General features: G+C 61.4%; 19 protein-coding genes and 1 tRNA gene. 4 read left to right on the forward strand and 16 right to left on the reverse strand.

The annotated features are described in order from the left end of the window. Positions 1-56 precede the first annotated feature (56 nt). Positions 57-632 (reverse strand): transglycosylase SLT domain-containing protein, encoded by a 576-nt coding sequence (locus QO005_RS17000; protein WP_307159259.1) that lies wholly within the window; start codon positions 630-632, stop codon positions 57-59. Between the two features lie 327 nt (positions 633-959). On the opposite strand from QO005_RS17000, the gene bcsN reads away from it, so the two are divergent. Next, positions 960-1,649 (forward strand): cellulose biosynthesis protein BcsN, encoded by a 690-nt coding sequence (gene bcsN / locus QO005_RS17005; protein WP_307159260.1) that lies wholly within the window; start codon positions 960-962, stop codon positions 1,647-1,649. A 69-nt stretch (positions 1,650-1,718) separates the two neighbouring features. Here the strand turns inward: bcsN and QO005_RS17010 are convergent, their stop codons facing one another. Beyond that, on the reverse strand, positions 1,719-3,899 hold the full coding sequence (locus tag QO005_RS17010; protein WP_370878093.1) for a TonB-dependent siderophore receptor: 2,181 nt from the start codon (positions 3,897-3,899) through the stop codon (positions 1,719-1,721). Positions 3,900-4,068: 169 nt separating this feature from the next. Beyond that, entirely contained in the window at positions 4,069-4,953 is an 885-nt protein-coding gene (locus tag QO005_RS17015; RefSeq protein ID WP_307159262.1) for a helix-turn-helix transcriptional regulator, read from the reverse strand. Between the two features lie 153 nt (positions 4,954-5,106). Here QO005_RS17015 and QO005_RS17020 point away from each other — a divergent pair, with 153 nt between their 5' ends. From QO005_RS17020 to fhuB, 3 genes are all read left to right on the forward strand, one after another. Continuing rightward, positions 5,107-5,913, forward strand: a complete 807-nt coding sequence (locus QO005_RS17020) for an ATP-binding cassette domain-containing protein (RefSeq protein WP_307159263.1) — start codon at positions 5,107-5,109, stop codon at positions 5,911-5,913. 73 nt (positions 5,914-5,986) lie between these two features. Next, on the forward strand, positions 5,987-6,913 hold the full coding sequence (locus QO005_RS17025; protein WP_307159264.1) for an ABC transporter substrate-binding protein: 927 nt from the start codon (positions 5,987-5,989) through the stop codon (positions 6,911-6,913). Beyond that, complete coding sequence (gene fhuB, locus QO005_RS17030; protein WP_307159265.1) at positions 6,910-8,877, forward strand: Fe(3+)-hydroxamate ABC transporter permease FhuB; 1,968 nt, start codon at positions 6,910-6,912, stop codon at positions 8,875-8,877. Before QO005_RS17025 ends, fhuB begins: the two co-directional genes overlap by 4 nt. Before the next feature lie 134 nt (positions 8,878-9,011). On the opposite strand, the gene fhuF is transcribed toward fhuB, so the two are convergent. The 13 genes from fhuF to QO005_RS17095 form a co-directional block, all read right to left on the reverse strand. Next, positions 9,012-9,779 carry a siderophore-iron reductase FhuF gene (fhuF, locus tag QO005_RS17035; protein ID WP_307159266.1) on the reverse strand — a complete coding sequence of 256 codons (768 nt, stop codon included), beginning with the start codon at positions 9,777-9,779 and terminating at the stop codon, positions 9,012-9,014. Between the two features lie 45 nt (positions 9,780-9,824). Beyond that, the gene (locus QO005_RS17040; RefSeq protein WP_307159267.1) at positions 9,825-11,978 is read right to left on the reverse strand and encodes a TonB-dependent siderophore receptor; all 2,154 of its coding nucleotides are present in this window, start codon (positions 11,976-11,978) and stop codon (positions 9,825-9,827) included. 134 nt (positions 11,979-12,112) lie between these two features. Beyond that, a complete protein-coding gene (locus QO005_RS17045) occupies positions 12,113-13,366 on the reverse strand; it encodes a flavin-containing monooxygenase (RefSeq protein ID WP_307159347.1) in 1,254 nt (417 codons plus the stop codon). A 160-nt stretch (positions 13,367-13,526) separates the two neighbouring features. Further along, positions 13,527-13,603, reverse strand: a tRNA-Met gene (locus tag QO005_RS17050). Positions 13,604-13,738: 135 nt separating this feature from the next. After that, entirely contained in the window at positions 13,739-14,935 is a 1,197-nt protein-coding gene (gene mnmA, locus QO005_RS17055; RefSeq protein WP_307159268.1) for a tRNA 2-thiouridine(34) synthase MnmA, read from the reverse strand. 143 nt (positions 14,936-15,078) lie between these two features. Beyond that, on the reverse strand, positions 15,079-16,656 hold the full coding sequence (locus QO005_RS17060; protein ID WP_307159269.1) for an FGGY-family carbohydrate kinase: 1,578 nt from the start codon (positions 16,654-16,656) through the stop codon (positions 15,079-15,081). A gap of 186 nt (positions 16,657-16,842) precedes the next feature. Then, complete coding sequence (locus QO005_RS17065; protein WP_307159270.1) at positions 16,843-17,514, reverse strand: HAD family hydrolase; 672 nt, start codon at positions 17,512-17,514, stop codon at positions 16,843-16,845. 166 nt (positions 17,515-17,680) lie between these two features. Then, the gene (locus QO005_RS17070; RefSeq protein ID WP_307159271.1) at positions 17,681-19,165 is read right to left on the reverse strand and encodes a mannitol dehydrogenase family protein; all 1,485 of its coding nucleotides are present in this window, start codon (positions 19,163-19,165) and stop codon (positions 17,681-17,683) included. A 30-nt stretch (positions 19,166-19,195) separates the two neighbouring features. Continuing rightward, positions 19,196-19,972: an L-iditol 2-dehydrogenase gene (locus tag QO005_RS17075; RefSeq protein WP_307159272.1), complete on the reverse strand. Its 777-nt coding sequence runs from the start codon at positions 19,970-19,972 to the stop codon at positions 19,196-19,198. Continuing rightward, positions 19,969-20,967: an ABC transporter ATP-binding protein gene (locus tag QO005_RS17080; RefSeq protein ID WP_307159273.1), complete on the reverse strand. Its 999-nt coding sequence runs from the start codon at positions 20,965-20,967 to the stop codon at positions 19,969-19,971. The genes QO005_RS17075 and QO005_RS17080 overlap by 4 nt, the downstream gene beginning before the upstream one ends. Positions 20,968-20,985: 18 nt before the next feature. Beyond that, positions 20,986-21,816, reverse strand: coding sequence for a carbohydrate ABC transporter permease (locus QO005_RS17085; protein ID WP_307159274.1), 831 nt, complete (start codon positions 21,814-21,816; stop codon positions 20,986-20,988). Between the two features lie 2 nt (positions 21,817-21,818). Continuing rightward, positions 21,819-22,691 (reverse strand): carbohydrate ABC transporter permease, encoded by an 873-nt coding sequence (locus QO005_RS17090; protein ID WP_307159275.1) that lies wholly within the window; start codon positions 22,689-22,691, stop codon positions 21,819-21,821. 88 nt (positions 22,692-22,779) lie between these two features. Continuing rightward, a complete protein-coding gene (locus QO005_RS17095; RefSeq protein ID WP_307159276.1) occupies positions 22,780-24,099 on the reverse strand; it encodes an ABC transporter substrate-binding protein in 1,320 nt (439 codons plus the stop codon). Positions 24,100-24,508: the final 409 nt, after the last annotated feature.

Consider the following 24,508-nt stretch of genomic DNA (forward strand, 5'->3'; position numbering starts at 1 on the left):
GCAAAACCGCTGCACACTTTTGCGCGACATGCTCTAACGCCCAAGAGGGCAACTCCTCACGGGCAGCGGCGTATCTGATCCGCATAGACCGCCGAGATGGCGGCGAAGCGTTTGGCGCCGGCCAACGCCTCGGGCCGGGCGCGGTAAGCGCCGCGAATATAGCCCAGCTGGCCGGAATGATAGGCCAGATAGAGATTATAGGCATCGTTATAGGGAATGCCGAGCCGCTTGCTGCTCTGGTAATGATACCAGCCGATAAAGCGGATGGCGTCTGCGAAATTGGTGCGGCGCGCCATATAGCGTCCGGTTTCCCGCTGGTACCGATCCCAGGTGCCGTCCAGCGCCTGAGAATAGCCATAGGCGGTGGAAATGCGCTTCCACGGAATGAAGCCGAGAATATAGCGGCGCGGCGGGCGTGCGCGGGCCCGGAAACTCGATTCCGTGTAAATGGTTGCCATCAGAATGTGCACGGGAACGCCATATTCCCGTTCCGTCGAGCGGGCTGCCCGTTTCCAGTTCTCGAACATGCCATCCCTCTGGTCGAAGATGGCACAGGCGTTGCGGATCTGGCTCGGCGGCCGGGCACAGCTTGCCAAGGCCAGCAACAGGGCGATGACGAGGATTTTACGCATAACAGACCTCTTCTATCGACCCTCAGATTAAAGCCTAAAATTTAAGGAAAGGTTTACCTTTTGTGGCCATTTCGCGGCATCCTTGTGGAGTCGCTTATCCTCCCGGAAAAGCAGAGGAAACGCTGCATTTGCTGTGTTTGCGTGAGCTGAAAAGATCGTTAGGATTTCGTTTAGGATTGCACCGCTAAATCGAAGCAGGTTTGCCTCTGGAAATGGGCGGGACGCGATCCCATTTGCGGGAAAAGTAAGTGCTTGATGTTGTCTCGTCCGCGCTTTCCGGCAGAGGAAACAGTGGGTAGGCACGATGAACAGGACGGGCGAAGGACGATGACGCAAACAATCCCTGCAAAGATCGTGAAGGCAGGCCTGACCGGCCTTGTTCTACTCACCGGCCTGTCGCTGGTATGGGAGGCTCAGGCCGCCGATCGGGTGGCGATGATCTCGCCCGCCAAAACCCGCGCTTCGCTGGTCAAGCCCGGCGCGCCGCGTCTGGAAATGGCACATCTTGCGGCGGTGAAGGCGCCGGTGGTGAATTATGCCAGCCATGTCGAACCCAAGGCCGCGTTTCAAACCCTCTACTATGCGAGTTCTGCCAAGGGCAAGCTTCCCGCAAACAGCCTGACCCTGGAAATCGGCCTGGAAGACAGTCCGCGCTATCGCCAGCCGGCAGCCTATGAGGATGCGTCGAAGGATGTGAAAGGCCTGTTTCCGGGGGTGAAGATGGTGGTCGAACCGACCATTCGCCAGAACAGTTATGGCCAATATGGCGTCGCCACCGGCCGCTTGGGCAAGAATGGCGCCTGCGTCTACGCCTGGCAGGCCATCCGTGATCCCAACCCCTTCAAGCAGGTGACCACCGTTGGCTTCGAAACGCAGAAAAACAATGACCTCAATCTGCCCGTGCGCGTGACGCTGCGCTACTGCGATCCCGCCGCCACGCCCGAGCAATTGGCGCGGCTGATGTCGACGCTCTCCATCCGCCAGATCGACAGCCCCAGCCTTGATTTGCTGCGGTAGGGCAAACACGTAACAACAAAGAGCTGGAGCGTTTCAGTGTTTCATCGAAACACTGAAACGCTCTCCGTACTACCAGCTTTTCGAGATCTTCAGCGTCACCGTCCGTCCTTCGCCATAGCCGCAGACCAGCAGGCCCTGGCAGCCGGAGACATATGTCTTGTCGAAGACGTTGTTGACATTGATGGCCGCTGTCCAGTCGTTCTTGGTGTAGCGCAGGGCGGCGTCGAACAGCACCACATCCGGCACTTTCTTGGTGTTGGCCATGTCGGCCCAGCTTTCGCCCTGATACCGGATGCCGCCGCCGAGGCTCAGGCCCTCCAGCCGGCCGGTGGGGACGGTATAATCCAGCCAGGCGGAGGCCAGCACGTTCGGCGTCAGGTAAGGCGTGTTGCCGATCAGCGACGTGTCGGCATGGCGCAGGATTTCCAGATCCTGATAGGTAAACGAGGCGGTGGCCTTCCAGTCCTCGGCAATATCCGCCTTGGCTTCCAGCTCGAAGCCGCGCGAGCGGACCTTGCCGATCTGCTCCGAGATGAAGGTGGTGGGATTGGTCACCGTCCAGTTGCGCTTGTCGATGTTGAAGACCGAAGCGGTGATCATGCCGGGGAAGAAGCCTGGCTCATATTTCACGCCCGCTTCATACTGCTCGCCTTCCTCCGGCTTCAGCGGGTCGCCCAGCGTCGTGCCGATCTGCGGGTTGAAGAAGGTGGCGATGCTGGCATAGGGTGTGACGCCATTGTCGAATTCATAGGCCAGTCCCGCCCGGCCGCTCGCCGCACCATCGGTGGAGTGATAATCGGCATTGGTGGCGGTGCGGTCGTTGGAGCGGGTCCAGACCGTATCATAGCGCCCGTTCAGCGTGACGATCCAGCCATCACCGAAATGCAGCTGATCCTGTGCATAGACGCCCAGTTGCTGCTGGCGCAGCAATTGGTTGAGATAGACGCTGTTGGCCGGCTGCACCGTGCCGTAGACGGGATCGGTGGCGCTGATCGGCGTATCCAGCGCGCTCGCCTGCACGCTGTCCATCTGGTACCATTTGTAGTCCAGTCCCAGCATGATCTCGTGGCGAATGGCGCCCGTTTCCACTTCGCCGTTCAGCCGGTTGTCCAGGCCGAAGGAGTGCACTTCGGTGTGATGGTTGAAGCCGAGCCGCGTCAATTGCGCGTCCGCGCTGGAAGGCTCGTTCAGGTAATTGCTGCCGGTGGCCGCATCGTAATAGCCATAGGTATAGGGCGCGTTTTCCGAGCGGTTGACCAGGGCGTAGCGGGCGGTCTGCGAGAAGGTCCAGCCATTTTCCAGCTCGTGGGAGAATTCGCCGCCCAGCATGAATTGCCGGGAATAGCTGTAATCGCTGTCCGGTTCGCCATAATTGGCATCCCGGTCGATCCGCCCGAAGGAGGCCTTTTCCACCGTGCCGACATAGGGCAGGAAGCCGTTGGTGCCGGAGGTCTGGTCGAGATAGGAGTAATAGGCATAGAGGTTCAGCTTCGTGCCGTCATCCGGCGACCAGCTGATCTCAGGCATGATCACGCCACGGAAATCGCTGGCATAATCGGCGGCCTTGTGACCGCCCGCCAGCTTGCCGATGACGCGGTAGGAGACGTCGCTGTCCTTCACCACCCTGTTCAGATCGAAGCTGACATAGCCATTGCCATCGGAATTGATACCCGCTTCGGTGGTCAGGGCGTTTTCATCGGTCGGGCGCTTGCCGACCATATTGATGATGCCGCCGGGATTGGCGCCGCCATAGAGCACGGAGGCCGGGCCTTTCAGCACCTCCACCCGTTCCAGCGCCACCGGATCGATCAGGAAACCGCCGAAACCATAGCTCCAGAGATTGAGCCCATCGAGAAAGGTGCCGGTCTGGGTGGCGTCGAAGCCGCGCACATAATACCAGTTGGTATCGCCATCGGCGCCAAAGGGCTGGGTATAGACCCCGGCAGTGTAGCGCAGCGCCTCATCCACCTTGTTGGTCACGCCGCGATCCGACATTTCCTGCCCGCCAACCACGGAGACCGATTGCGGCACCTCTTTCAGCGGCACATCGGCCTTCGCGCCGGTGGCCGTGCGTGTTGCCACATAGCCCTTGACCGGCCCGGTCGCCGTTTCACCGCTGCCTTCCACGACGATTGTCGGAAGGGTCGTCACCGTGTCCTCGGCAAAGGCGATGCCCGGTAACAGCAGCGCTGCGATCGCCGTTCCGGTCTTCAATTCTCTCCATGCCGTCATAGACCTCATCCCCATCATCACCCCATGCCCGCTCAGTGCCGGGTCTTTTCTTCGCTCATTTTCAGCCAAACATGAATATATGAGCAACTAACTCATGTATTTTTGCGCTGCTTGTTCAAAACCGCGCTGGCTTGAAAGGATTTGGTCAAAACGGATGTCTGCGAACAGCGGAGTGCAGCCTTGTGCCTCATGAAAGGCAGGCGCGCCGCCATTGTGAGGGCGACATGCCCACGGCGCGGCGAAAGCTTCTGGCAAAATGCGCGGCATCGGCAAAACCGGTATCGGCGGCAATCACGGTCAGCGGAATGTCGGGATTTTTCAGCTGGTCCTTCACCCGCTCAATGCGCATCTTCATCTGCCACTGATGCGGAGAAAGTCCGGTGGAAGCCTTGAAGGCATGGCTGAAATAGGAAGGCGAAAGCCCGGTCAGTTCCGCCAGTTCCTCCAGCCGGATGATGCGCAGGCAATGGGTGGCAATGTAATCCGTTACCCGCTTCACCTGCCAGGCGGCCAGCGGGCTGCGCTTGCGGCTTTCGCCCGGGCGGATCTTCAGCACATCGAGAAGCAGCGCCGTTACCAGCCCGTCGCCATAGAGATCATGCAGCGGCTCCGGACTTGCCACTTCCGCGGCGATCAGATCCGCCAGCGCCAGCAGCCCGGGCTCCTGCAGCCGGTAGCGCGGTGCCGAAAGCGCGCTGATATCGACATCCTCGCCTAAGCGCCGCGTCAGGAGATCGGTGTCGAAATGCAGGTCGAGATGTTTCAACCGCCGCAGCCGCCGCGTTGCCGTGGTCATTTCCAGCCCGGCGGGAATGAAATGCACCGCCCGCACCGCGCATCCGCCAATGCGCGGGCCGCCGATTTCCGCCATGTCCAGCGCGCCATCCTCCGCGCCCTCGGCCTCCAGCAGAATGAACAGCCGCGGATCGTGCCCGAGATAGACGCCGCCCGCATCCGGCGTGCAATCCACCGACCAGAGATCGGCCACCATGCCGTTCCAATAGCGGCGGTGCAGGCCGGAACGGACGGAAAATCCGTCGATCCGGTTGGACATGCGGGGAAGATAGCTCATGCGGGTTTGATGATGATCCGTGCCGGTTTGAGGAAATCGCTCTCTTGCAGCGAAGAGCAACTGCATATAGTTGAATATTCCTATCATGTTTTAGGGGATTTGCTCAATCGGCTTTCGGTTGCGCATCCTCATCTTTGCCGCTTCAGGATTGCCATGACTGACGAGATTGCCGCCCCCCTTGCGCCACCGCTGATTTTCGAGACGCGGAATGTCGGTTTTGCCGTGGATGGCCGGTCTCTGCTGCAGGATATCACCCTAGGTTTTCGCCGGGGCGAGGTGTCTGGTCTTGTCGGCCATAACGGCTCGGGCAAGTCCACGCTGCTGAAGCTTCTCGGCCGCCATCATCCGTTGGCGGCAGGCAGCATTGCCTTTGCCGGACAGCCGCTTGCGGCCTATGGCGCGCGCGATTTTGCCCGCAAGCTCGCCTTCCTGCCGCAGGATGTCACGGCGGCGCAGGGCATGACGGTGCGCGAACTGGTGGCCTGCGGGCGCTATCCATGGCACGGCGCCCTTGGCCGCTTTTCCGATCTCGACCGGGCCAAGGTGGAGGAGGCCATTCGCCTCACCCATATCGAGCCGCTGGCCGACCGGCTGGTGGAGACCTTGTCCGGCGGCGAGCGGCAGCGGGCCTGGATCGCCATGCTGGTGGCGCAGGACAGCGAATGCCTGCTGCTCGACGAGCCGACCTCGGCGCTGGACATTGCCCACCAGATCGAGGTGCTGGCGCTGATCCGCCGCCTGTCGCGGGAAAAGGGTTTGAGCGTCATCATCGTGCTGCATGATATCAACATGGCCAGCCGCTTCTGTGACCGGCTGCATGCGCTGAAGGGCGGGCGGCTGATCGCCAGCGGCACGCCGCAGACCATGATGACCGGCGAGACGTTGAAGGCGATCTACGGCGTTGACATGGACGTCACCGAGCATCCGGTGCTGGGGATACCGCTTGCCTATGTCTGCTGATCGCCTGTCCTCTTTAGAGCATAATCCGACCGGAGTGAAACGAGGACGAATAAGATTATGCTTCAAAAATAAAATGTTAGAGCGCCGATCTGATTCAATCAGATCGAAAAGCGCTCTAGAAGGCGCGCTGACCCGCCGCCGCCTGTTGGCGCTTTCGGCGGCGCTTGCCCTGCCGGTTCCGGCGGCGCGGGCAGCAAGCCCTCAGCGCATTGCCTGCCTGGATTACGGCCTTGCCTCGACACTTTTGCCGCTCGGCCTCGTGCCGGACAGCGTCACCTCGCTGGCGGACTGGAACCGCTGGGTGATCGAGCCCGCCATGCCGAAGGAGGTGATTGACCTCGGCTCCTCCTGGGAAATCAACATGGAGGCGCTGGTCGCCCGCAAGCCGGATCTCATCCTCACCACGGTTTATAATGACGCGCTGCTGCCGCGGCTGGAAAAGCTTGCGCCGGTCTTCCGCGCCACCGTCTACTCCGATGAGGGCGGCGATATCCTGCCCAAGGCCTATGCGACCACCCGGGCGCTGGCCGCCCGGGTGGAGCGGCAGGCCGAGGCGGAGGCATTTCTGACCCGCGCCGATGCGTTTTTCGATGCCTGCCGGGAACGGCTGGCTCGCAGGCGCGCGCCGCCCGTCGCCATGGTCAGCTTCATGGATGCCCGGCATATGCGCATCTATTGCGCGCCGGGGCTCTATCACAATGTGCTCATGCGGCTGGGCCTTGAAAATGCCTGGAAGGCCACCGGCAATTTCTGGGGCTTCGAGACGCTCGGTATCGAAAATCTCGCCAAAATCCGCAATCCGGACACGCGGCTCCTGATCTTCTATCCGCCCGATCCCGATATCATGCCGAAACTTTCGGCAAGCCCGCTCTGGCAGGCGCTGCCCTTCAGCCAGCCTGGGCGTTTCGCCATCCTGCCGGGGGCGCTGATGTTCGGCCTCGTCAACGAGGCGCTGCGCTTTGCCCGGATCATCACCGATTATCTGGAGCAAACGGCATGACCGCTCTTGCCTCCCACCGCCTGCCGGTTCTGGTCACACTGCTCCTGGCCGCGCTCGGTCTTGTTCTCGCAGGCATGCTGATCGGCCCGCAATGGCCGCTTCTCTTTCAATCCGGCGGCTATGATATCGACCGCATGGTGCTGGTCTACTCCACCCTGCCGCGCATGGCGACGGCGCTGATCTCAGGGGCGGCGCTTGCTCTTTCCGGCGCGCTGTTCCAGCAGGTGCTGCGCAATCCGCTGGCCTCGCCCACCACGCTCGGCATTTCCGCAGGCGCCAATCTCGCCATCGTCATCGCCATGCTGTGGTTTCCAGCACTTCTGGGGCTGGGCCGCGATCTGGTGGCGCTGATCGGCAGCGGGCTTGCGGCTGGGCTGGTGTTTTTGCTGGGTGCGCGGCGGTCGTTTTCGCCGTTTTCGCTGGTCATGGCCGGGCTGATCATCAGCCTGTGGTGCGGGGCGCTCTCTGCCGTGCTGATGCTGCTGCATGAGCGCTATCTGGTCAGCCTGTTCATCTGGGGCGCCGGCTCGCTGTCGCAGCAGAGCTTTGCCATTCCGCTGGCGCTATTGCCGAAGGTGGGGCTGGTGGCGCTGCTGGCGGCGCTGATCCTGCGGCCGCTGACGGTGATCGACCTCGGCGAGGCGGGAGCGAAAGGCGTGGGGCTCAACACCACGACGCTGCGGTTTTGCGCCGTCACGCTCGCCGTGGCGCTGGCGGCCTTTGTCACCAGCGCGGTGGGGGTGATCGGCTTCATCGGCCTCGTTTCGCCAACGCTGGCGCGTCTGGCGGGCGCAAGGCGGCCTGCCGCGCTTCTCATCTGGGCAAGCCTGATCGGGGCCTTCCTGCTGTTCTTTGCCGATTGCGCGCTGATGCTGCTGGCCGGTTCCTTCAGCGATCTTCTGCCGACCGGGGCGGTGACGGCGGTGTTCGGCTCGCCGCTGCTGCTGCTTCTCCTGCCGCGCCTGAAGGTGCGCCACCGGGTGATGACGCAGACACCGCGCCACCGCGCCGGGTGGCGCTGGAGCAGGCGCGGGCTGATTTTTGCGCTGATGTTGCTCATGCTTCTCATTGGCGTGGCGCTCTTTGTTGGGCGGCTGGGGCAGGGGGAATGGGCGCTGCTGACGCCGGATCTCTGGCAGGACATCCTGCCGCTGCGCCTTCCGCGCTCGTTGGCGGGTTTTGCGGCTGGCGCCATGCTGGCTGTGGCGGGTGTCATCCTGCAACGGCTCACCGGCAATGAAATGGCAAGCCCGGAAGTGCTGGGCATCAGCGCCGGGGCAACCTTCGGCGTCACGCTTGGCCTGTTCTTCTTCACCGCGCTCAGCCTGCCCTTGCAGATCGGCTTTGCGGCGGCGGGGGCCTTTGCCATCCTGGGGCTGATCTTCCTCTTCGCCATCCGCTCCGGCCTTGCCCCGGAACGGGTGCTGCTGGCGGGTATTGCGCTCAGCGCCATGGTGGATGCCGTGGTGGGTGTGCTGGGCGCCACCGGCGATCCCCGCGCCATATTCCTGATGCGCTGGATGAGTGGTTCCACCTATATGGTGGATCTGCCGCAGGCGCTGACGGTGGCCGCTGCCGCCTGCCTGCTGGTGCTGGCGGCGCTGGCCAGCCGCCGCTGGCTGGATCTTCTGCCGCTCGGCCCGGAAGCCGCCCGCGCCCTTGGCGTTCCGCTCAAACCGGCCCGGTTGCTGCTCCTGATGCTGGCGGGTCTTCTCAGCGCCGTGGCAACGCTGAGCGTCGGGCCCTTGAGCTTCGTGGGGCTGATGGCCCCGCATCTGGCGCGCGAGGCCGGGCTCACCCGTGCCGTTGCGCACATGGCGGGCGCTGCCCTGATCGGCGGCGTGCTGATGATGATGTCTGACTGGGCCGGGCGCATGATCGTCTACCCTTACGAAATCCCCGCCGGCATCGTCTCCGCCCTGATCGGCGCACCCTTCCTGATCCTGCTGATGCGGAGGAGATAAAGCATTTTCAGGAAAAGTGGGCACCGGTTTTCCGTCCGAAAATGCGTGAAAACAAAGCATTTTCAGGAAAAGTGGGCACCGGTTTTCCGTTCGGAAATGCGTAAAAATAAAGAATGAGGGCCTTTTGGGCTACCTCACCCCCGAGGCGAACAACGCCCCTCCGGCACGGGGCAGATCGCGCCGCAGCCGCCGACACCCGGCACGGCATAGCGCAGGCAACAGATGCGGCGATGGCCGAGATAGGCGCCGTCTGCGTCGTGATCGATGCGGATGGCCTTGTGAAAGGGATTTTTCCGCCCGTCCGGGAAATGGCTGGGCGTAATCATCGCCGCCATGCCTTCAGCATCAAGAGTGGACGCACCCTGACGGCCGATCTCATGGATCATCCAGGTGAGATAGGCTGCGGCATTGTTCCACAGCACCTTCGGTGAAAGCCCGCTTTCGCGGGCGATGACGGGAATGAGCAGATCGAGATGATCGCCAAGGGCGGTCTGCATCGCGGCATGCATATCCGCCTGAGGCTCCACATGGCCGGCATGCGGCAGGAGAAAACCGCGCGGGAGGCCGGTTTCGGGATCGATCAGCAGCGAAAGCTCCGTCAGTGCCAGCGGCAGGATGCGCCGCAGTTCCAGCCAGCAAAGGGCCGGTGCAATCACCAGCCCGCTGACATAAAACAATGACCAGTAGGAGATCAGCGCCCGGCGATCTGTGCCGGGCGGAAAGGTGGCGGCAAAGCGCTGCATCAGCCCTTGCAGCACGGCGGGATCGGTCAGTGACGCACAGGGCAGCACGTCCAGATCCTGCGGTCTCTGTAGCAGAAACTGGCTGCCCGCATAGGGGTAGCGGTTTTGCGTCTCGCGGGCGATCAGCGCACCGAGATCGGCAAAGGCGGGCTCATTCAAGCCCGCCTCCTCATGTTTCTGATGCGAGGTTTCCGCCGCCATTCCTCACCAGCTCACTTTCACGGTGCCCAGCACCGTGCGCCGGTCGCCGTAATAGCAGGTGCCGAAATAGCAGGTGGTGGCATATTCCCGGTCGAACAGGTTCTTGGCATTGAGCGCCAGCGTCACATGTTCGGTGGCCTTGTAGGTCACGGCGGCATCGAACACCGTATAACCGCCCACCTTCACCGTGTTGGCGGCATCGCCAAAGCTGCTGCCGATATAGCGCACGCCGCCGCCAATGTTCAGGTCGCCGCGCTGGCCGTTGCCGGGAATGGTATAATCCAGCCAGGCGGAGGCGATATGGTCCGGCACGCGTTCGGGCCGGTTTCCGGCATTGCCGGAGGTGCCGTCTTCCTTGATCTTGCCATCCCAGTAGGAATAGGCGAGCGTCGCGTTCCAGCGATCGTCCAGCGCCATCTTGGCTTCCAGTTCCACGCCGCGCACGCCCACCTTGCCGATCTGCCGTTGCAGCACCGGCGTGACATTGGCCGGAACATTGGTCTGCGTCAGATCGAAGAGCGCCATGGTGAACAGCGCATCGAAGCTGTCCGGCTTGTATTTCATGCCGATTTCATATTGCTCGCCCTGCTGCGACTTCAGGCTGCCGCCGACGCTGTAGCCATTGGCCGTCGGCGTCACCAGCGGCTGGAAGGAGGTGGAGTAATTGGCATAGGCGGCCAGTTCCGGCGTGATCTTGTAGCTCAGGCCGATGCGCTTGGTGAAGGCTTCCGCCGTGTTGTTGTCGCTGGTGCCGGTCAGCAGGTAGTCGGCTTTGGTGTTCACATAATCATAGCGCCCACCGGCGGTGATCATCCAGCGATCGTCAATGGTCCATTGTTCCTGGGCATAGACGCCAAGAGCCGCCTGCTTCACCCGCCAATAGATCCAGGGCGAGGCATTGATGCAGGAGAGACCGCAATAGCTGGGGTTATAGATATCGATGCCCTTGGCCGTGCCGAAATCGATATCTTCGGCCGTATCGTCATAGGCGAAATCGGTGCCGATCAGCGTCTTCGTCTCGTGAATGCCGCTGGAATAATCGTATTCCAGCTGGTTATCGATGGCGAAACGGTCCGCCTTGCCCTTCACGGCAAAGGCCGAGCGGTCGGCGCTGGCATCGGTGGTGGCGCCATAGACCTGCTGGTAATCCAGGTCGACATGGGAATAGCGCGCCGTCTGGCGGAAGGTCAGACCATTGTCGAATTCATGGGAGAAAAGATAGCCAATATCCTTCTGGGTGGTGTTGAACTTGTTGTAATCGGGCTCGCCCAGGAAGGTGCCGATATCGAGGTTCACGCCCTGCGGAATGCCGGTGGCGGGAGAGGTCTTGCGCTTGTTGTAATCGGTCAGCAGCGTGAACGAGGTGGAAGCATCCGGGCTGATGGTCAGCGCCGGGGCCACATAGACGCGGTTGTCATTGGAATAGTCGCGGCCGAGATCCGCATTCTGCCACTTGGCGGTGACGCGGTAGCTGAACACGCCGTCCGGGTCGATCGGCCCGCCGAAATCGGTGCCGGTTTCGACGTGATGATCGCCGAGCGTGGTATAGACCTCCGCATGCGGCGTATCCTGCGGGCGCTTGGTAATGGCGTTGATCAGCCCGCCGGGGCTGTTCAGGCCGAACAGGCTGGAGGTGGAGCCTTTGAGCACCTCCACCCGCTCCAGCCCGTAAGGCTCGACGCGGGCCGCCGTATACCAGGCCGGAATACGGGCATTCAGCCCGTCGCGATAGGTGCCGAGCGTGGTGGAATCGAAGCCGCGGATGCGGAAATAATCATAGCGGTCATCGGAGCCGAACTCATCCGTCAGCACCCCCGCCGTGTAGGAAACCGCTTCCTGCAGATCGGTCACCTTGCGCTTTTCCAACTCCTTCACCGTCACCACCGAAACGGCGGAGGGAATATCGATGATCGGCGTATCGGTCTTGGTGCCGGTCAGCGTCTCCTTGGCGACAATGCTGTCATCGGGGCCGACGGGCCTGCTGGTCTTGCCGGTCACGACAATGGTCGGAAGATCGGTGACCCCATCTTCGGCAAGCGCCGGAAGGGTCAACAGGGGAAGGCCAAAACCTGCAAGACCGGCCAGCAAAGCCGTGTGGCTGACCGATGCCCTAACCTTTAGACTCTTCTTCTGCGGTGCAATTCCTGTGCTCCGCATGTCCCTTCCGTCCGTCATATGCATTCCCCTCATGTCCTGATCGCGGCAATCCCGTCTGCCGCGACGCAATCGAGGGGGACCATATTAACATGTGTAAAAGAGTCAACTTTAAACTTGAGTTTTTCCCTGTAGTTTTAAGGGGTGGTTGTGATCTGCTCCAGATAGCGGTCCTGGCCGGCAATATGGTCGGCAATATACCGCGCATCGTGCCAGACGCCCCAGATGAAGCTGGAGGCCCGGCCGGAAAGCCAGGGCAGGCCGAGGAAATAGAGGCCTCTTTCGCTGGAAACGCCGCGCTGATGCCGGGGCTTTCCCGCCTCGTCGAAGGCGTCGACCCGCAGCCAGCGATGATCGAAGGTAAAGCCTGTGGCCCAGATGATGGTGGTGATCCCCGCCTCCGCGAGGTGGAGGTCGTGCGGGGTGTTGGTCAGGCCGTCGAGGAGAGGGCCGATCTCCCGGGCTTGCGGTTCCTCCGGCAGGTCAAGACCGTTACGGGTGACAAAGGCATCGGCTTCGTCCAGCAAGGCGAGATAGCTTTGATCCCCCCGCTTGAGGTTCTCTTCAAGGTCCGAAGCCAGCAGAATCCTGCCATCCGCATAGCCGCGCACCGTGCCCAGCAGCCTCATGCCGCGTGCCGCCATGCGGCGAAAATCCACGGTCTCACCGCCGCGCGCGCCGCTGACGGCCATCGTCACATGCTGCTTGCCCGGTGTTTCAGCCTGTACGTCCCATTTGCCGAGCACGCCGAGCCACCAGGCGCAATCGAGACCGCGATACCGGCGCGGCGGGCGGCCATGCGGGCTGATGGAGAGATGGACGTCGCGTCCCGCCCGCAGCAGTTCATCGGCAATCTGCGCGCCGGAAGAGCCGGAGCCCACCACGAGCACCGCGCCCTCCGGCAGTTGCTGCGGATTGCGATAGGCGCTGGAATGAAGCTCGGTAATGCCGTTCAAGGGCGGAAGAAGGGCCGGAATGCTGGGTACCCGAAAAGGACCCGTGGCCACCACCACATTGCGCGCCGTCATGATCCCGTCCGAGGTTTCCATGCGAAAACCGGGACGGCCCGGAAGCCGCTCGGCGCCCGTCACCTCCACGCCGCACCGCACCGGCGCCTCATGCCGGCGCGCATAGGCTTCGAAATAATCCGCCACGCCCTCCTTGCCGACAAAGGACTGCGGATCACAAGGAAAGGCGAGGTCCGGAAAGCGATCATGCCAGGCCGGACCATTGGCCACCAGCGAATCCCAGCGCGCCGTGCGCCAGCTTTCCGCAATCCGCCCCTTCTCCAGAACCAGATGCGGAACCCGATGGCGGCTGAGATGCGCGCTCATGGCAATCCCGGCCTGTCCCGCGCCAACAATCAACGTGTGCACATCTTCAGTGGCCATCATCGATCCTTTCCCGGAATCACAAGTTCAGGGGCAAAAGATAGTCGGGAATGCGATGCAAAGGCGAGGGCGCGCGGCGTGGTGCCGATCTGGTAAAAATCCGGGACGGCACATAGCAGTCGTAGGCTGCATGTCGTATTTCAGAAAACTTCCTGGAAAATGGTAGCGGGAGGCGGACTTGAACCGCCGACCTTGGGGTTATGAATCCCACGCTCTAACCACCTGAGCTATCCCGCCACACGGCACATAAAGGCTTGCGGTCGAAAGCCGTCCGATGTGATGGGCGGCTTATAAGGCTTGGCTTGGCGCAAAGTCAAGCGGGCAGTGCCAAAAAAGCCGTAAGACTGGCAAGTCTTTGTGAGGCTTTGGTTTTCAGGCAGCGGCGGGGCTGGCGAGCAGGGCTTTCAACGCCGCTTCCGCATCCGATTGCCGCTCCGAGCGGTCGATGAAGCCGCCGCCATAGACGCGGGCGTCTGCGCCGGGGGCGGAATAGAGCACGCAGGCCTGGCCAGAGGCAATGCCTGCCTCGCCAAGATCGAGATCGACATAAACGCCGTTTTCATCGGCATGCAGGGTCGCCGGGGCAGGCGGTCTGGTGGAGCGCACCTTGGCGAAGCAGGCAAAGCCCTCCCTTGCCTCGTCTTGCAGCGGGCGGTCTCCCAGCCAGTTGATGTCGCGCAGATAGACGCGGTGGGTTTCCAGTGCCTCGCGCGGCCCGACGATGACGCGGCGCGAGCGGGCATCGAGATAGATGACGTAAAGCGGTTCGCCGGTGGCGACGCCAAGCCCCTTGCGCTGGCCGATCGTGTAGTGAAGGATGCCGTCATGCTGGCCGAGCACCCGGCCATCGAGATGCACGATCTCGCCCGCCAGCGCCGAATTCGGCTTCAGCTTGGTGATGATATCGGCATATTTGCCCTGCGGCACGAAACAGATGTCCTGGCTGTCGGCCTTCTGCGCCACGACCAGGCCCATTTCCTCGGCGAGCCTGCGGGTTTCGGCCTTGGACATCTCTCCCAGTGGAAAGCGCAGATAATCGATCTGCTCCTGCGTGGTGGCAAAGAGGAAATAGCTCTGGTCGCGCTCGCTGTCGATCGGACGGAACAGCGCCCGATGGCCGGGATTTCCCGGCAGGGCCATGGATTTCGAGCGGATATAGTGGCCGGTCGCCAGCGCATCGGCCCCCAGTTCGCGGGCGGTCACCAGAAGATCGGCGAATTTGACCGTCTGGTTGCAGGCTACGCAGGGAATGGGCGTTTCGCCTGCAATATAGCTTTCCATGAAAGGATTGATGACCGTATCGCGGAAGCGCTGCTCATAATCCAGCACGTAATGGGGAATGCCAAGCGTTTCGCACACCCGGCGCGCATCGTCGATATCCTGGCCCGCGCAGCAGGAACCTGCCCGGTGTACGGCGGCGCCATGGTCGTAAAGCTGCAGCGTGATGCCGAGAACGTCATAACCTTCCCGCTTCAGAAGGCCCGCCACAACGGAACTGTCGACGCCGCCCGACATGGCAACGACAACGCGCGTATCTTCCGGCTTCTTGTCAAAATCCAGCGTATTCACGAAGACGATCTCTTTATTGATGCATTCCGGCACGCGGCGTCGTGATGTGTCCGGCCATGCCAAGCGTGTCGCCGGGTTGCAGCGGCTTCTTGCTTGAGGATATAGAAAGGAAAGCCCTTGCATGCAAGGCCGCTTGCTGCGCCTTACAGTGTCCGCAGTTCTTCGCGGTGGCGTTGCATCAGCAAAAAGCGGGCGTAATCGCCGTCATAACTTGCCCGGCGCGCCGGATTGGGCGCAATGATGCGGCCTCTTGGCCCCATGGCCTGACCGGCCGCGGCAAGGCTTGCATAAATGTCGCCTGCGGTGGCGGCGTTCATGGCGGTGCCGATCAGGACGGCATCCGTTTCCTCGGCCACCACCAGTTCGCAGCCCGTGGCGTCGGCGTAAAGCTCCACCAGCAAGGGGTTTTTCACATGGCCGCCGGTCAGATGCAGCCGGGGCAGGGGTGTCTTGCCGCCGGTCATCACCTCCAGAATCTGGCGAATACCGAGGGCAATGCCCACACAGGCCCGCCAATAAAGGCGGCACAGGCCGTCAAAGGAGGCATCCAGCGTCAGCCCGCTCACCACGCCGGTCAGCGTCGGATCGGCAAAGGGTGAGCGATTGCCGTGAAAATCCGGCAGCACGTTCAGCTTGGCGGCAAACGCGGGTCCTTCCTCGGCTCTCAGTGCCTGAATGCGGTCAATCACCCGGCGGTGCAGCGCCGTCACCGGCTCACCGCCTTCGGCATGGATGCGCAGGAGATGGTTGAGGAGCGCGCCGGTGGCGGATTGCCCGGCCTCCACCAGCCAGAGATCGGGAAAGATTGCCTCATAATACGGCCCCCAGAGGCTGTGACCGAAAACCGGTTCGCGCCCCAGCGCAATCAGGCAACTGGAGGTTCCGGCAATCAGCGCCACCTGCGCCTCGTCGCGGGCGCCAAGATCCGCCGCGCCCAGCACGCCCAGCGCCCCGGCATAGGCATCCACCATGCCGGCGGCCACCTTGACGGCAGTGGAAAGGCCAAGCTCGGCGGCCACCGCCTCGCTCAACGTGCCGACGGCGGCCCCGACGGCATGGGCCTCTTCCGGCAGGCCGCCCTTTTCCGGCAGGTCGGCAAGCCCGGCAAGGGCCAGAAAATCGCGTTGCCAGCCGGGTTTGGCATGACCGAAAAACGTCCATTTCGAAGTGAGCGTGCAGAGCGAGCGGGCGGTGGAGCCGGTGGCCCGCCAGGTGAGAAAATCCGCCAGATCGAAGAATTGTCCGCCTTCGGCCCACAGGTCCGGCCTGTGCGTCTTCAGCCACATCAGCTTGGGAATTTCCGCCTCCGGCGACATGACCTTGCCGGTATGCCGGAGCACGGGATGGTCAAGTGCTGAACAGCGCTGCGCCTCTGCCTTGGCGCGATGATCGAGCCAGGCGATGGTATCGAAGCGGCGGTTCCCTTCCGTCCGCAGCGCAAGCTGCGATCCGTCCCGGCGACGCAGGACAAGCGAGCAGGTGGCATCGAAGCCGATGGCGCCGATCCTTGCCGCCTCAAGGCGGGACCCTTCAAGCGCTGCCCGGATGGCGGTGACACAGGCGGCCCAGATATCCTCGGAATCATGCTCGCCCAGATCGTCGCGCGGGCGCGCGAGAATAATCGGATGCTCCGCCCGGAAGAGCAGCACACCTTCGGGCGACACCACGCCCGCCCGCGCGCTGCCGGTTCCGACATCCACCGCAATCACATGATCCTGCATGCCGATCTGTTTCCGTCCCTGAAACGATTGATTCTTTGTTTGCCGCATTTCCAGAGGGAAAACCGCAACTGCACTTTTCCTGGAAATGCTCTCAGTTTTGTTTTTTACGCATTTCCGGACGGAAAACCGCGACTACACTTTTCCTGGAAATGCTCTCTCGTCTTCCGCATGATCGAAACCGCTTTATCAGACAAATTGAAGCAAGTCGGTCATGACGTCAAATTTGGCGTCCGGAGAGAGCACGTCAATGGTCTGATGATGGCGCTCGCCAACGGCATGGCTGCCGCCGCAAAAGGCAAGCGCCCGCATGCCCGCCGCCTTTGCCGCCATGATCCCGGCGGGACTATCCTCCACCACCACGCAATGCGCCGGCTCCACCCCCATTTGCGCGGCGGCATGCAGGAAAAGGTCCGGCGCGGGCTTGCCGTTCTTCACCATGGTGGCGCTGAAGATATGCGGCTCGAAGCGGTGGAGAAGCCCGGTGACGGAGAGGGAGAGCTGAATGCGTTCGGGGTTGGAGGAGGAGGCGACGCAACGGGCAATGCCTTCAGCCTCCAGCGCGTCCAGCGCGCTGGAAAGACCTTCGATTGCCTTCAGGTCCTGGCGAAATCGCTGAAACAGATCCTCGCGCATTCCGGTGAGAAAACCCTCATCGATGGAAAGTGAAAACTGCTCTTTCGCCGTTTCCACCACGGTCGCCATGCTGCGGCCGAGGAAGTTTTCATAGACATAGGCATCGTCGATCCCGACACCCGCCTTGCGGAAGGCGGCCACCAGTACCTCGACGGAAATCGGCTCGCTGTCCACCAGCACGCCGTCGCAATCGAAAATCACCAGCTGTGTCGCCGGTCGGTGCATGGCCGCCCCTTTGTTCAGAGCGTTTCCGTGTTTCATGGAAACGCTCAAACTCTCTGTTTTGACGCATTCCCGGACGGAAAACCGCTACACACTTTTCCTGGGAATGCTGTTTTTTGGTTCACGCATTCCCGGACGGAAAACCGCTACGCACTTTTCCTGGGAATGCTTATTTCCCCAACGCCCCATCAAGATAGCGTTGCAATGTTTCCGCCGTGCCATGGGTGCGAAGCGAGGTCAAGGCCTCGGTAAAGCGCTGCCGGAACAGCGGGTTTTGCCCGACCGCCCCGAAAATATCGTCCAGACCGAGGAAGACCAGCGGATCGTTGCGGCTGGCGAGCGCCGTCTTTTGCAGGCGCTCAGCGCTGGCGTCGTTGAAGACGATAGCCTTGCCGCTGTCGGACGTGCCTTCGAAATAGCGGCACCACAGCGCCGAAACCAGCGCCAGCCCCTTGACGTCCAGCCCCTTGGCCAGACGGTCCGCCGTAGACGGCAGGATGAATTTCGGCTGCCGGTTGGACCCGTCCTGGGCGAGACGCGGGATGGTGTCGCCAATCTTCGGGTTGGAAAAACGCGCTTCGATCAGCGTCGCATAGTCCTGCAGGCTGGTATTAGGCACCGGCGGCACCACGGGAATGATTTCCTCATGGGTCAGCTTGGCCAGGAAGGCGCGGATCAGCGGGTTTTCCATGGCCTCATGCACGAAGTGAATGTCCATCAGCGAGGCCGGATAGGCAATCGCCGCATGGCCACCATTGAGGATGCGTAGCTTCATCAGCTCATAGGGCGCGACATCCGGCACGAAGGTCACACCGACCTCTTCGAAGGCCGGACGGCCCAGCGGAAACTTGTCTTCCAGCACCCATTGCTTGAACTCTTCGCAAAAGACCGGCCATTGATCCTCGATGCCATAGGTGTCGCGGGTGATCGCCACCTCGCGCTCGCCGGTGGCGGGGGTGATCCGGTCCACCATGGCATTGGGGAAGGCGACGTTTTCGTGGATCCAGTGGGCAAAATCCGGGTCCGAGAGCTTTGCAAGCCCGGTCACGGTTGCTTCCGTCACCTCGCCATTGCCGGGAATATTGTCGCAGCACATCACGGTAAAGGGCGGATGGCCCGCCGCGCGACGACGCTTCAGCCCGGCGATGATCAGGCCGAACACGGTTTTCGGCTGGTCGGGATGGCTCGCATCCGCCATAATGGCCGGATGTTTGGGATCGAACTTGCCGGTGGCGGGATCGATGAAATAGCCGCCTTCGGTAATGGTGAGCGAGACGATGCGGGTTGCCGGATCGGCAAGTTTGGCGATGATGGCCCCAAACTCGGGGGCAGCGATGAAGTCCACCATCGGACCGGTAACGGTGGCGGCACTTTTTGCCACATCCTGCTCCACCACCGTGGTCAGGTAATCCTGCGCGGCTAGCTTTTCCTTCATCTTCGCGTCAGAGGGCAGCACGCCCGCGCCGATGATCGCGAAATCGAGGTTTTTGCCCTGATTGAACAGCTCATGCAGGTAGATGGCCTGATGGGCGCGATGAAAATTGCCCACGCCGAAATGCAGGATGCCGGGGGTGAGGCTTTCGCGCGTGTAAGCGGGAATGGCCGCCTGGGCGGCAGCGTCTTTCAGGGTGGCAAGCGATAATTTGACGGTCATGGGATTCTGTCCTGAAATGGAATAATGCTGTCAGCTCATCCAGTTGCCGCCATCGACATTGTATGTCTGGGCGACGATGTAATCGGCGTCGGGCGAGGCGAGGAAAATCGCCATGCCGGTGAGATCTTGGGCTGTGCCCATGCGGCCATAGGGCACGGCTTCGCCCACCAGCTTTTTCTTCTCGCCGAGGGGACGGTTTTCATAGCGGGCAAACAGCGCATCGACGCCGTCCCAATGCTCGCCATCCACCACGCCGGGGGCAATGGCGTTGACATTGATGCCGTGCTTGATCAGGTCGAGACCGGCTGATTGGGTGAGCGAAATGATCGCCGCTTTGGTGGCGCAGTAGACCGCCACCAGCGCTTCTCCCCGGCGGCCCGCCTGGCTCGCCATATTGATGATCTTGCCGCCCTTGCCGCGCGCGATCATCGCCTTGGCTGCCGCTTGAAGCATGAAGAGCGAGCCCGCGACATTGATGGAAAACAGTGTATCATAGCTCTGGCGGGTGATCTCGACGATGGGTGCGAGATCGAAAAGTGCTGCATTGTTGATCAGGATATCGATGCCGCCGGTCTTTTCCTCAACGGCGCGGATGGCGGCGTCGATGCTGTCCTGCTTCGTCACGTCGAGATGCACGGCATAGGCCTGCGGGCCGATCTCCCGCGCCGTCTCCTCAGCCCGTTCCAGATTGATGTCGGCGATGGCGACGGTTGCGCCTTCGCGCACATAGGCTTCCGCGAAAGCGCGGCCAATGCCCCGCGCCGATCCGGTGATCAGCGCCGATTTGCCCTGAAGACGACCCGTCATGCTGCCATTCCCTTGTCATTGAAGCGGTGGATGCGGCTTGCATCCGGGGTGATGAAAACAGTTTCGCCATGGCGAACCGGAAAATCGCCCCCGGCGCGCGCCGTGATCGGGCCGATCCCCTCGACATCGGCATGCAGGAAGGTGTCGGAGCCCAGATGTTCGGCAATCGTCACCTTGCCCTTCCAGGCGCCTTCCGTGGTGGAAAGCGTCACATGTTCCGGGCGGATGCCGATGGTGTGCGCCCCATGCTGCTGGGCGACGGAGCCGGAAATCAGGTTCATTTTCGGGGAGCCGATAAAGCCCGCGACGAACAGGTTGGCCGGATTGCGGTATAGCTCCAGCGGCGAGCCGACCTGCTCGATATTGCCGCGATTGAGCACGACGATCTTGTCGGCCATAGTCATGGCTTCCACCTGGTCATGGGTGACATAGATGGAGGTTGCGCCAAGCTTCTGGTGCAGTTCGGAGATTTCCAGCCGCATGTTGACGCGCAGCGCCGCATCGAGGTTGGAGAGCGGCTCATCGAACAGGAAGCAGCGCGGCGAGCGCACGATGGCCCGGCCAATGGCGACACGCTGGCGCTGGCCGCCCGAGAGCTGACGCGGCTTGCGGTCGAGATAATCAGTCAGGTTCAGGATGCGGGCGGCATCCGTCACCTTGCGGTCGATCTCGGCCTTGTCCATGCCCGCCATTTTCAGCGGAAAGCCGATATTGGAGCGCACACTCATATGCGGATAAAGCGCATAGGACTGAAACACCATGGCAAGGCCGCGCTCGGAGGGTTTCTTGTCGGTGGCATCCGCCCCGTCGATCAGGATCTTGCCGCCGGAAATATCCTCCAGCCCGGCGATCAGCCTGAGCAGGGTGGACTTGCCGCAGCCGGACGGACCGACAAAGACGACGAATTCGCCATTGTTGATCTCGAGATTGATATTCGGAATGACCTTGGCTTCGCCGAAAGTCTTCGAAACATTTTGCAGGGTAATGCTGCCCATGGGTTACATTCCTTATATCTACTTCACAGCGCCGAAGGTCAGGCCACGCACCAGTTGCTTCTGGCTGAACCAGCCGAGAATGACGATGGGGGCGATCGCCATGGTCGAGGCAGCGGAGAGCTTGGCGTAGAACAGGCCTTCGGGGCTGGAATAGGAGGCGATGAAGGTGGTGAGCGGTGCCGCATTCGATGTGGTGAGGTTGAGCGTCCAGAAAGCCTCGTTCCACGCCAGGATGATGTTGAGCAGCAGGGTGGAGGCAATGCCGGGCACCGCCATGGGGGTGAGCACATAGATCACCTCCTTCATCAGCGATGCGCCGTCCATGCGTGCGGCTTCCAGGATTTCGCCCGGTATTTCCTTGAAATAGGTGTAGAGCATCCAGACGATGATCGGCAGGTTGATCAGCGTCAGCACGATGACCAGGCCGATGCGGGTATCGAGCAGGCCGCTGTCGCGAAACAGCAGGTAGATCGGGATCAGCGCCCCCACCGGCGGCATCATCTTGGTGGACAGCATCCACATCAGCACATCCTTGGTGCGCTTGGTCGGCGAAAACGCCATGGCCCAGGCGGCGGGAATGGCAATGAGAAGGCCGAGCAGCGTCGAGCCGAAGGAAATCACCACCGAATTGAAGAAGTGGCTGAAATAATCCGAGCGACCCTGCACCTCGACATAGTTTTCCGTCGTCCAGTGGAAGAACAGGAAGACCGGCGGCGAGGCAATGGCATCGCCTTCCGATTTGAAGCTTGTGAGGAAGGTCCACAGGATCGGGAAGAACATCAGGAAGCCGATGGTCCAGGCAATCACCGTGAAGGTCAGCTTTCGTTGGGTGGATACGGCACGGGCCATGATCACGCCTCCAGATTCTTGCCGATCATCCGCACCAGGAAGATCGCGACGATATTGGCCAGAACCACCGCGACGATACCGCCGGCGGATGCGCCGCCCACATCGAATTGCAGCAGGGCCTGGGTGTAGACGAGATAGGTGATGTTGGTGCTGTCCGTGCCCGGACCGCCATTGGTGGTGACGAGGATTTCCGCAAAGACCGACAGCAGGAAGATCGTCTCGATCAGGATCACCACGGTAATCGCCCGCGCCATATGCGGCAGCACGATATAGATGAATTTCGAGATCGCCCCGGCACCGTCCATTTCGGCGGCTTCCTTCTGTTCCTCATCGAGCGACTGAAGCGCGGTGAGCAGAATGAGCGTTGCAAAGGGCAGCCATTGCCAGGCCACGATGACGATGATGGAAAAAAGCGGCATCACCGCCAGCCAATCAACGGGGTCGGCCCCGAACAGGCGGAAAATCCACGCGAAAATCCCGTTCACCGGGTTCATCAGCATGTTTTTCCACACCAGTGCGGCCACCGTCGGCATGATGAAGAAGGGGGCTATCACCAGCACGCGCACAAGGCCCTGGCCGAACATCGGCTGGTCCAGCAGCAGCGCCAGCAAAATGCCGCCGATCACGGAAATGGCCAGCACGCCGCCCACCAGCAGCAGGGTATTGGTGAGTGCTGCGAAAAACGCCGGATCGGTGAGGAAGAACTGGTAATTCATCAGCCCGGCGAATTCTTCCGTGCCGGGCATCAGCAGATTGTAGCGCAGCAGCGAGAAATAGATCGTCATTCCGAGCGGCACGATCATCCAGGCAAAGAGCAGGATGACCGACGGGGCCATCATCAGCCGGGCCGAGGAGTGGGTATGGGTCGTCGCCATGGGGTCCCGCCTCTTGAGTGTCTGTCTTTGAAAATGAGGACGGCAAAGAGGTGAGCCTCGTGTGAGAGGCTCACCGCAAAGCAGATGCTTACTTCTTCGGATAGCCCGCCTTCTTCATCTCACGCTCGGTGAGCTGCTGGGCGCTCTTCAGCGCCTGATCGACGGTCACCTGACCTGCAAGGGCGGCGGAGAACTGCTGGCCCACAGCCGTGCCGATGCCCTGGAATTCCGGGATCGCCACATATTGCACGCCCTCATAGGGCACGGGCTTGACGGTCGGATGCTTCGGGTCGGCAGAGTTGATGCTGTCGATGGTCATCTTGGCGAAGGGGGCAGCCTTCTGGTAATCCGCATTGGCGTAAAGCGAGGTGCGGGTGCCCGGAGGCACGTTGGCCCAGCCATCCTTCTCGGCCACCAGCTTCAGATAGTCCTTGGAGGTTGCCCAGGCGATGAACTTCTCGGCGGCTTCCACCTTCTTGGAACCGGCGGGAATGGCGAGGTTCCAGGACCACAGCCAGTTGCCGCGCTTGCCAAGGCCGTTATCGGGGGCGAGCGCAAAGCCCACCTTGTCGGCCACCTTGGATTCCTTCGGATTGGTCACGAAGGAAGCCGCAACGGTCGCATCGATCCACATGCCGCACTTGCCGGTCTGGAACAGAGCGAGGTTTTCGTTGAAGCCGTTGGAGGAAGCGCCGGGCGGGCCTGCGTCCTTCATGAGCTTGACGTAGAAGTCCAGCGCCTTCTTCCATTCCGGCTGGTCGAATTGCGGCTTCCAGTTTTCATCGAACCAGCGCGCGCCGAAGGAATTGGCGGTGGCCGTCAGGAAGGCCATGTTCTCGCCCCAGCCTGCCTTGCCGCGCAGGCAGATGCCGTAGGTCTCGGAAGACTTGTCGGTGATCTTGCGGGCCGCATCGGCAATGAAGTCCCAGGTCGGCGCGTCGGGCATTTTCAGCCCGGCCTTGTCGAACAGGTCCTTGCGATACATCACCATCGAGCTTTCGCCGTAGAAGGGCGCGGCATAAAGCTTGCCATCCACGGAGAGGCCGGAGCGGATCGGCGGCAGAAGGTCGGCAGCGTCGTAATCCTTGTCCGCGGTCAGCTTGTCGAGCGGCGCGAGCCAGCCCTGCTTGCCCCAGATCGGCGCTTCGTAAATGCCGATGGTCATCACGTCATACTGGCCGCCCTTGGTGGCAACGTCGGTCGTGACCTTCTGGCGCAGGACGTTTTCTTCCAGCGTCACCCATTTCACGTCGATGCCGGGGTTTTTCTTGGTGAAGTCATCCGTCAGCTTTTGCATGCGGATCATGTCACCATTGTTCACCGTGGCAATGGTGAGGGTTTCTGCGGACGCCACGCCGGAAAGCGCCAGCACCGAGGCGGCGCCGAGCAAAAGGGTCTTCAATGTCATCATCTTCCTCCCAGAAGATTGTCATCCCGGAGAAGGCCATGTCCCCCAGCCCGGAATGCGGTTCGTGATAACCGTTGATGGCAACATCTTGCGCCATCAATGAGCATTCGCTTTGCTCATGGGCAATTACTCACCATGTGCCGCAACTTGTCAACGCAGATTCGTCGCTGCACTGCGCAAAACCCTGAAATTCGAGTGGGAAAAGAGCATTTTCAGGAAAAGTGGAATCCGATTTTCCGTCCGGAAATGCGTTAAAACAAAGAGTTGGAGCATTTCAGTGTTTTCAGAAAACCCTGAAATGCTCCCAAAAAGGCCGCGGCGGGATGGCGGCGGCCCGTGCGGGAAAACAGCGGTGCAGGAGAGTTAGAGCGCTTTTCGATCTGATAGAATCAGATCGGCGCTCTAACAT

It is taken from the genome of Allorhizobium paknamense, from assembly GCF_030815125.1.
GTDB lineage: Bacteria > Pseudomonadota > Alphaproteobacteria > Rhizobiales > Rhizobiaceae > Allorhizobium > Allorhizobium paknamense.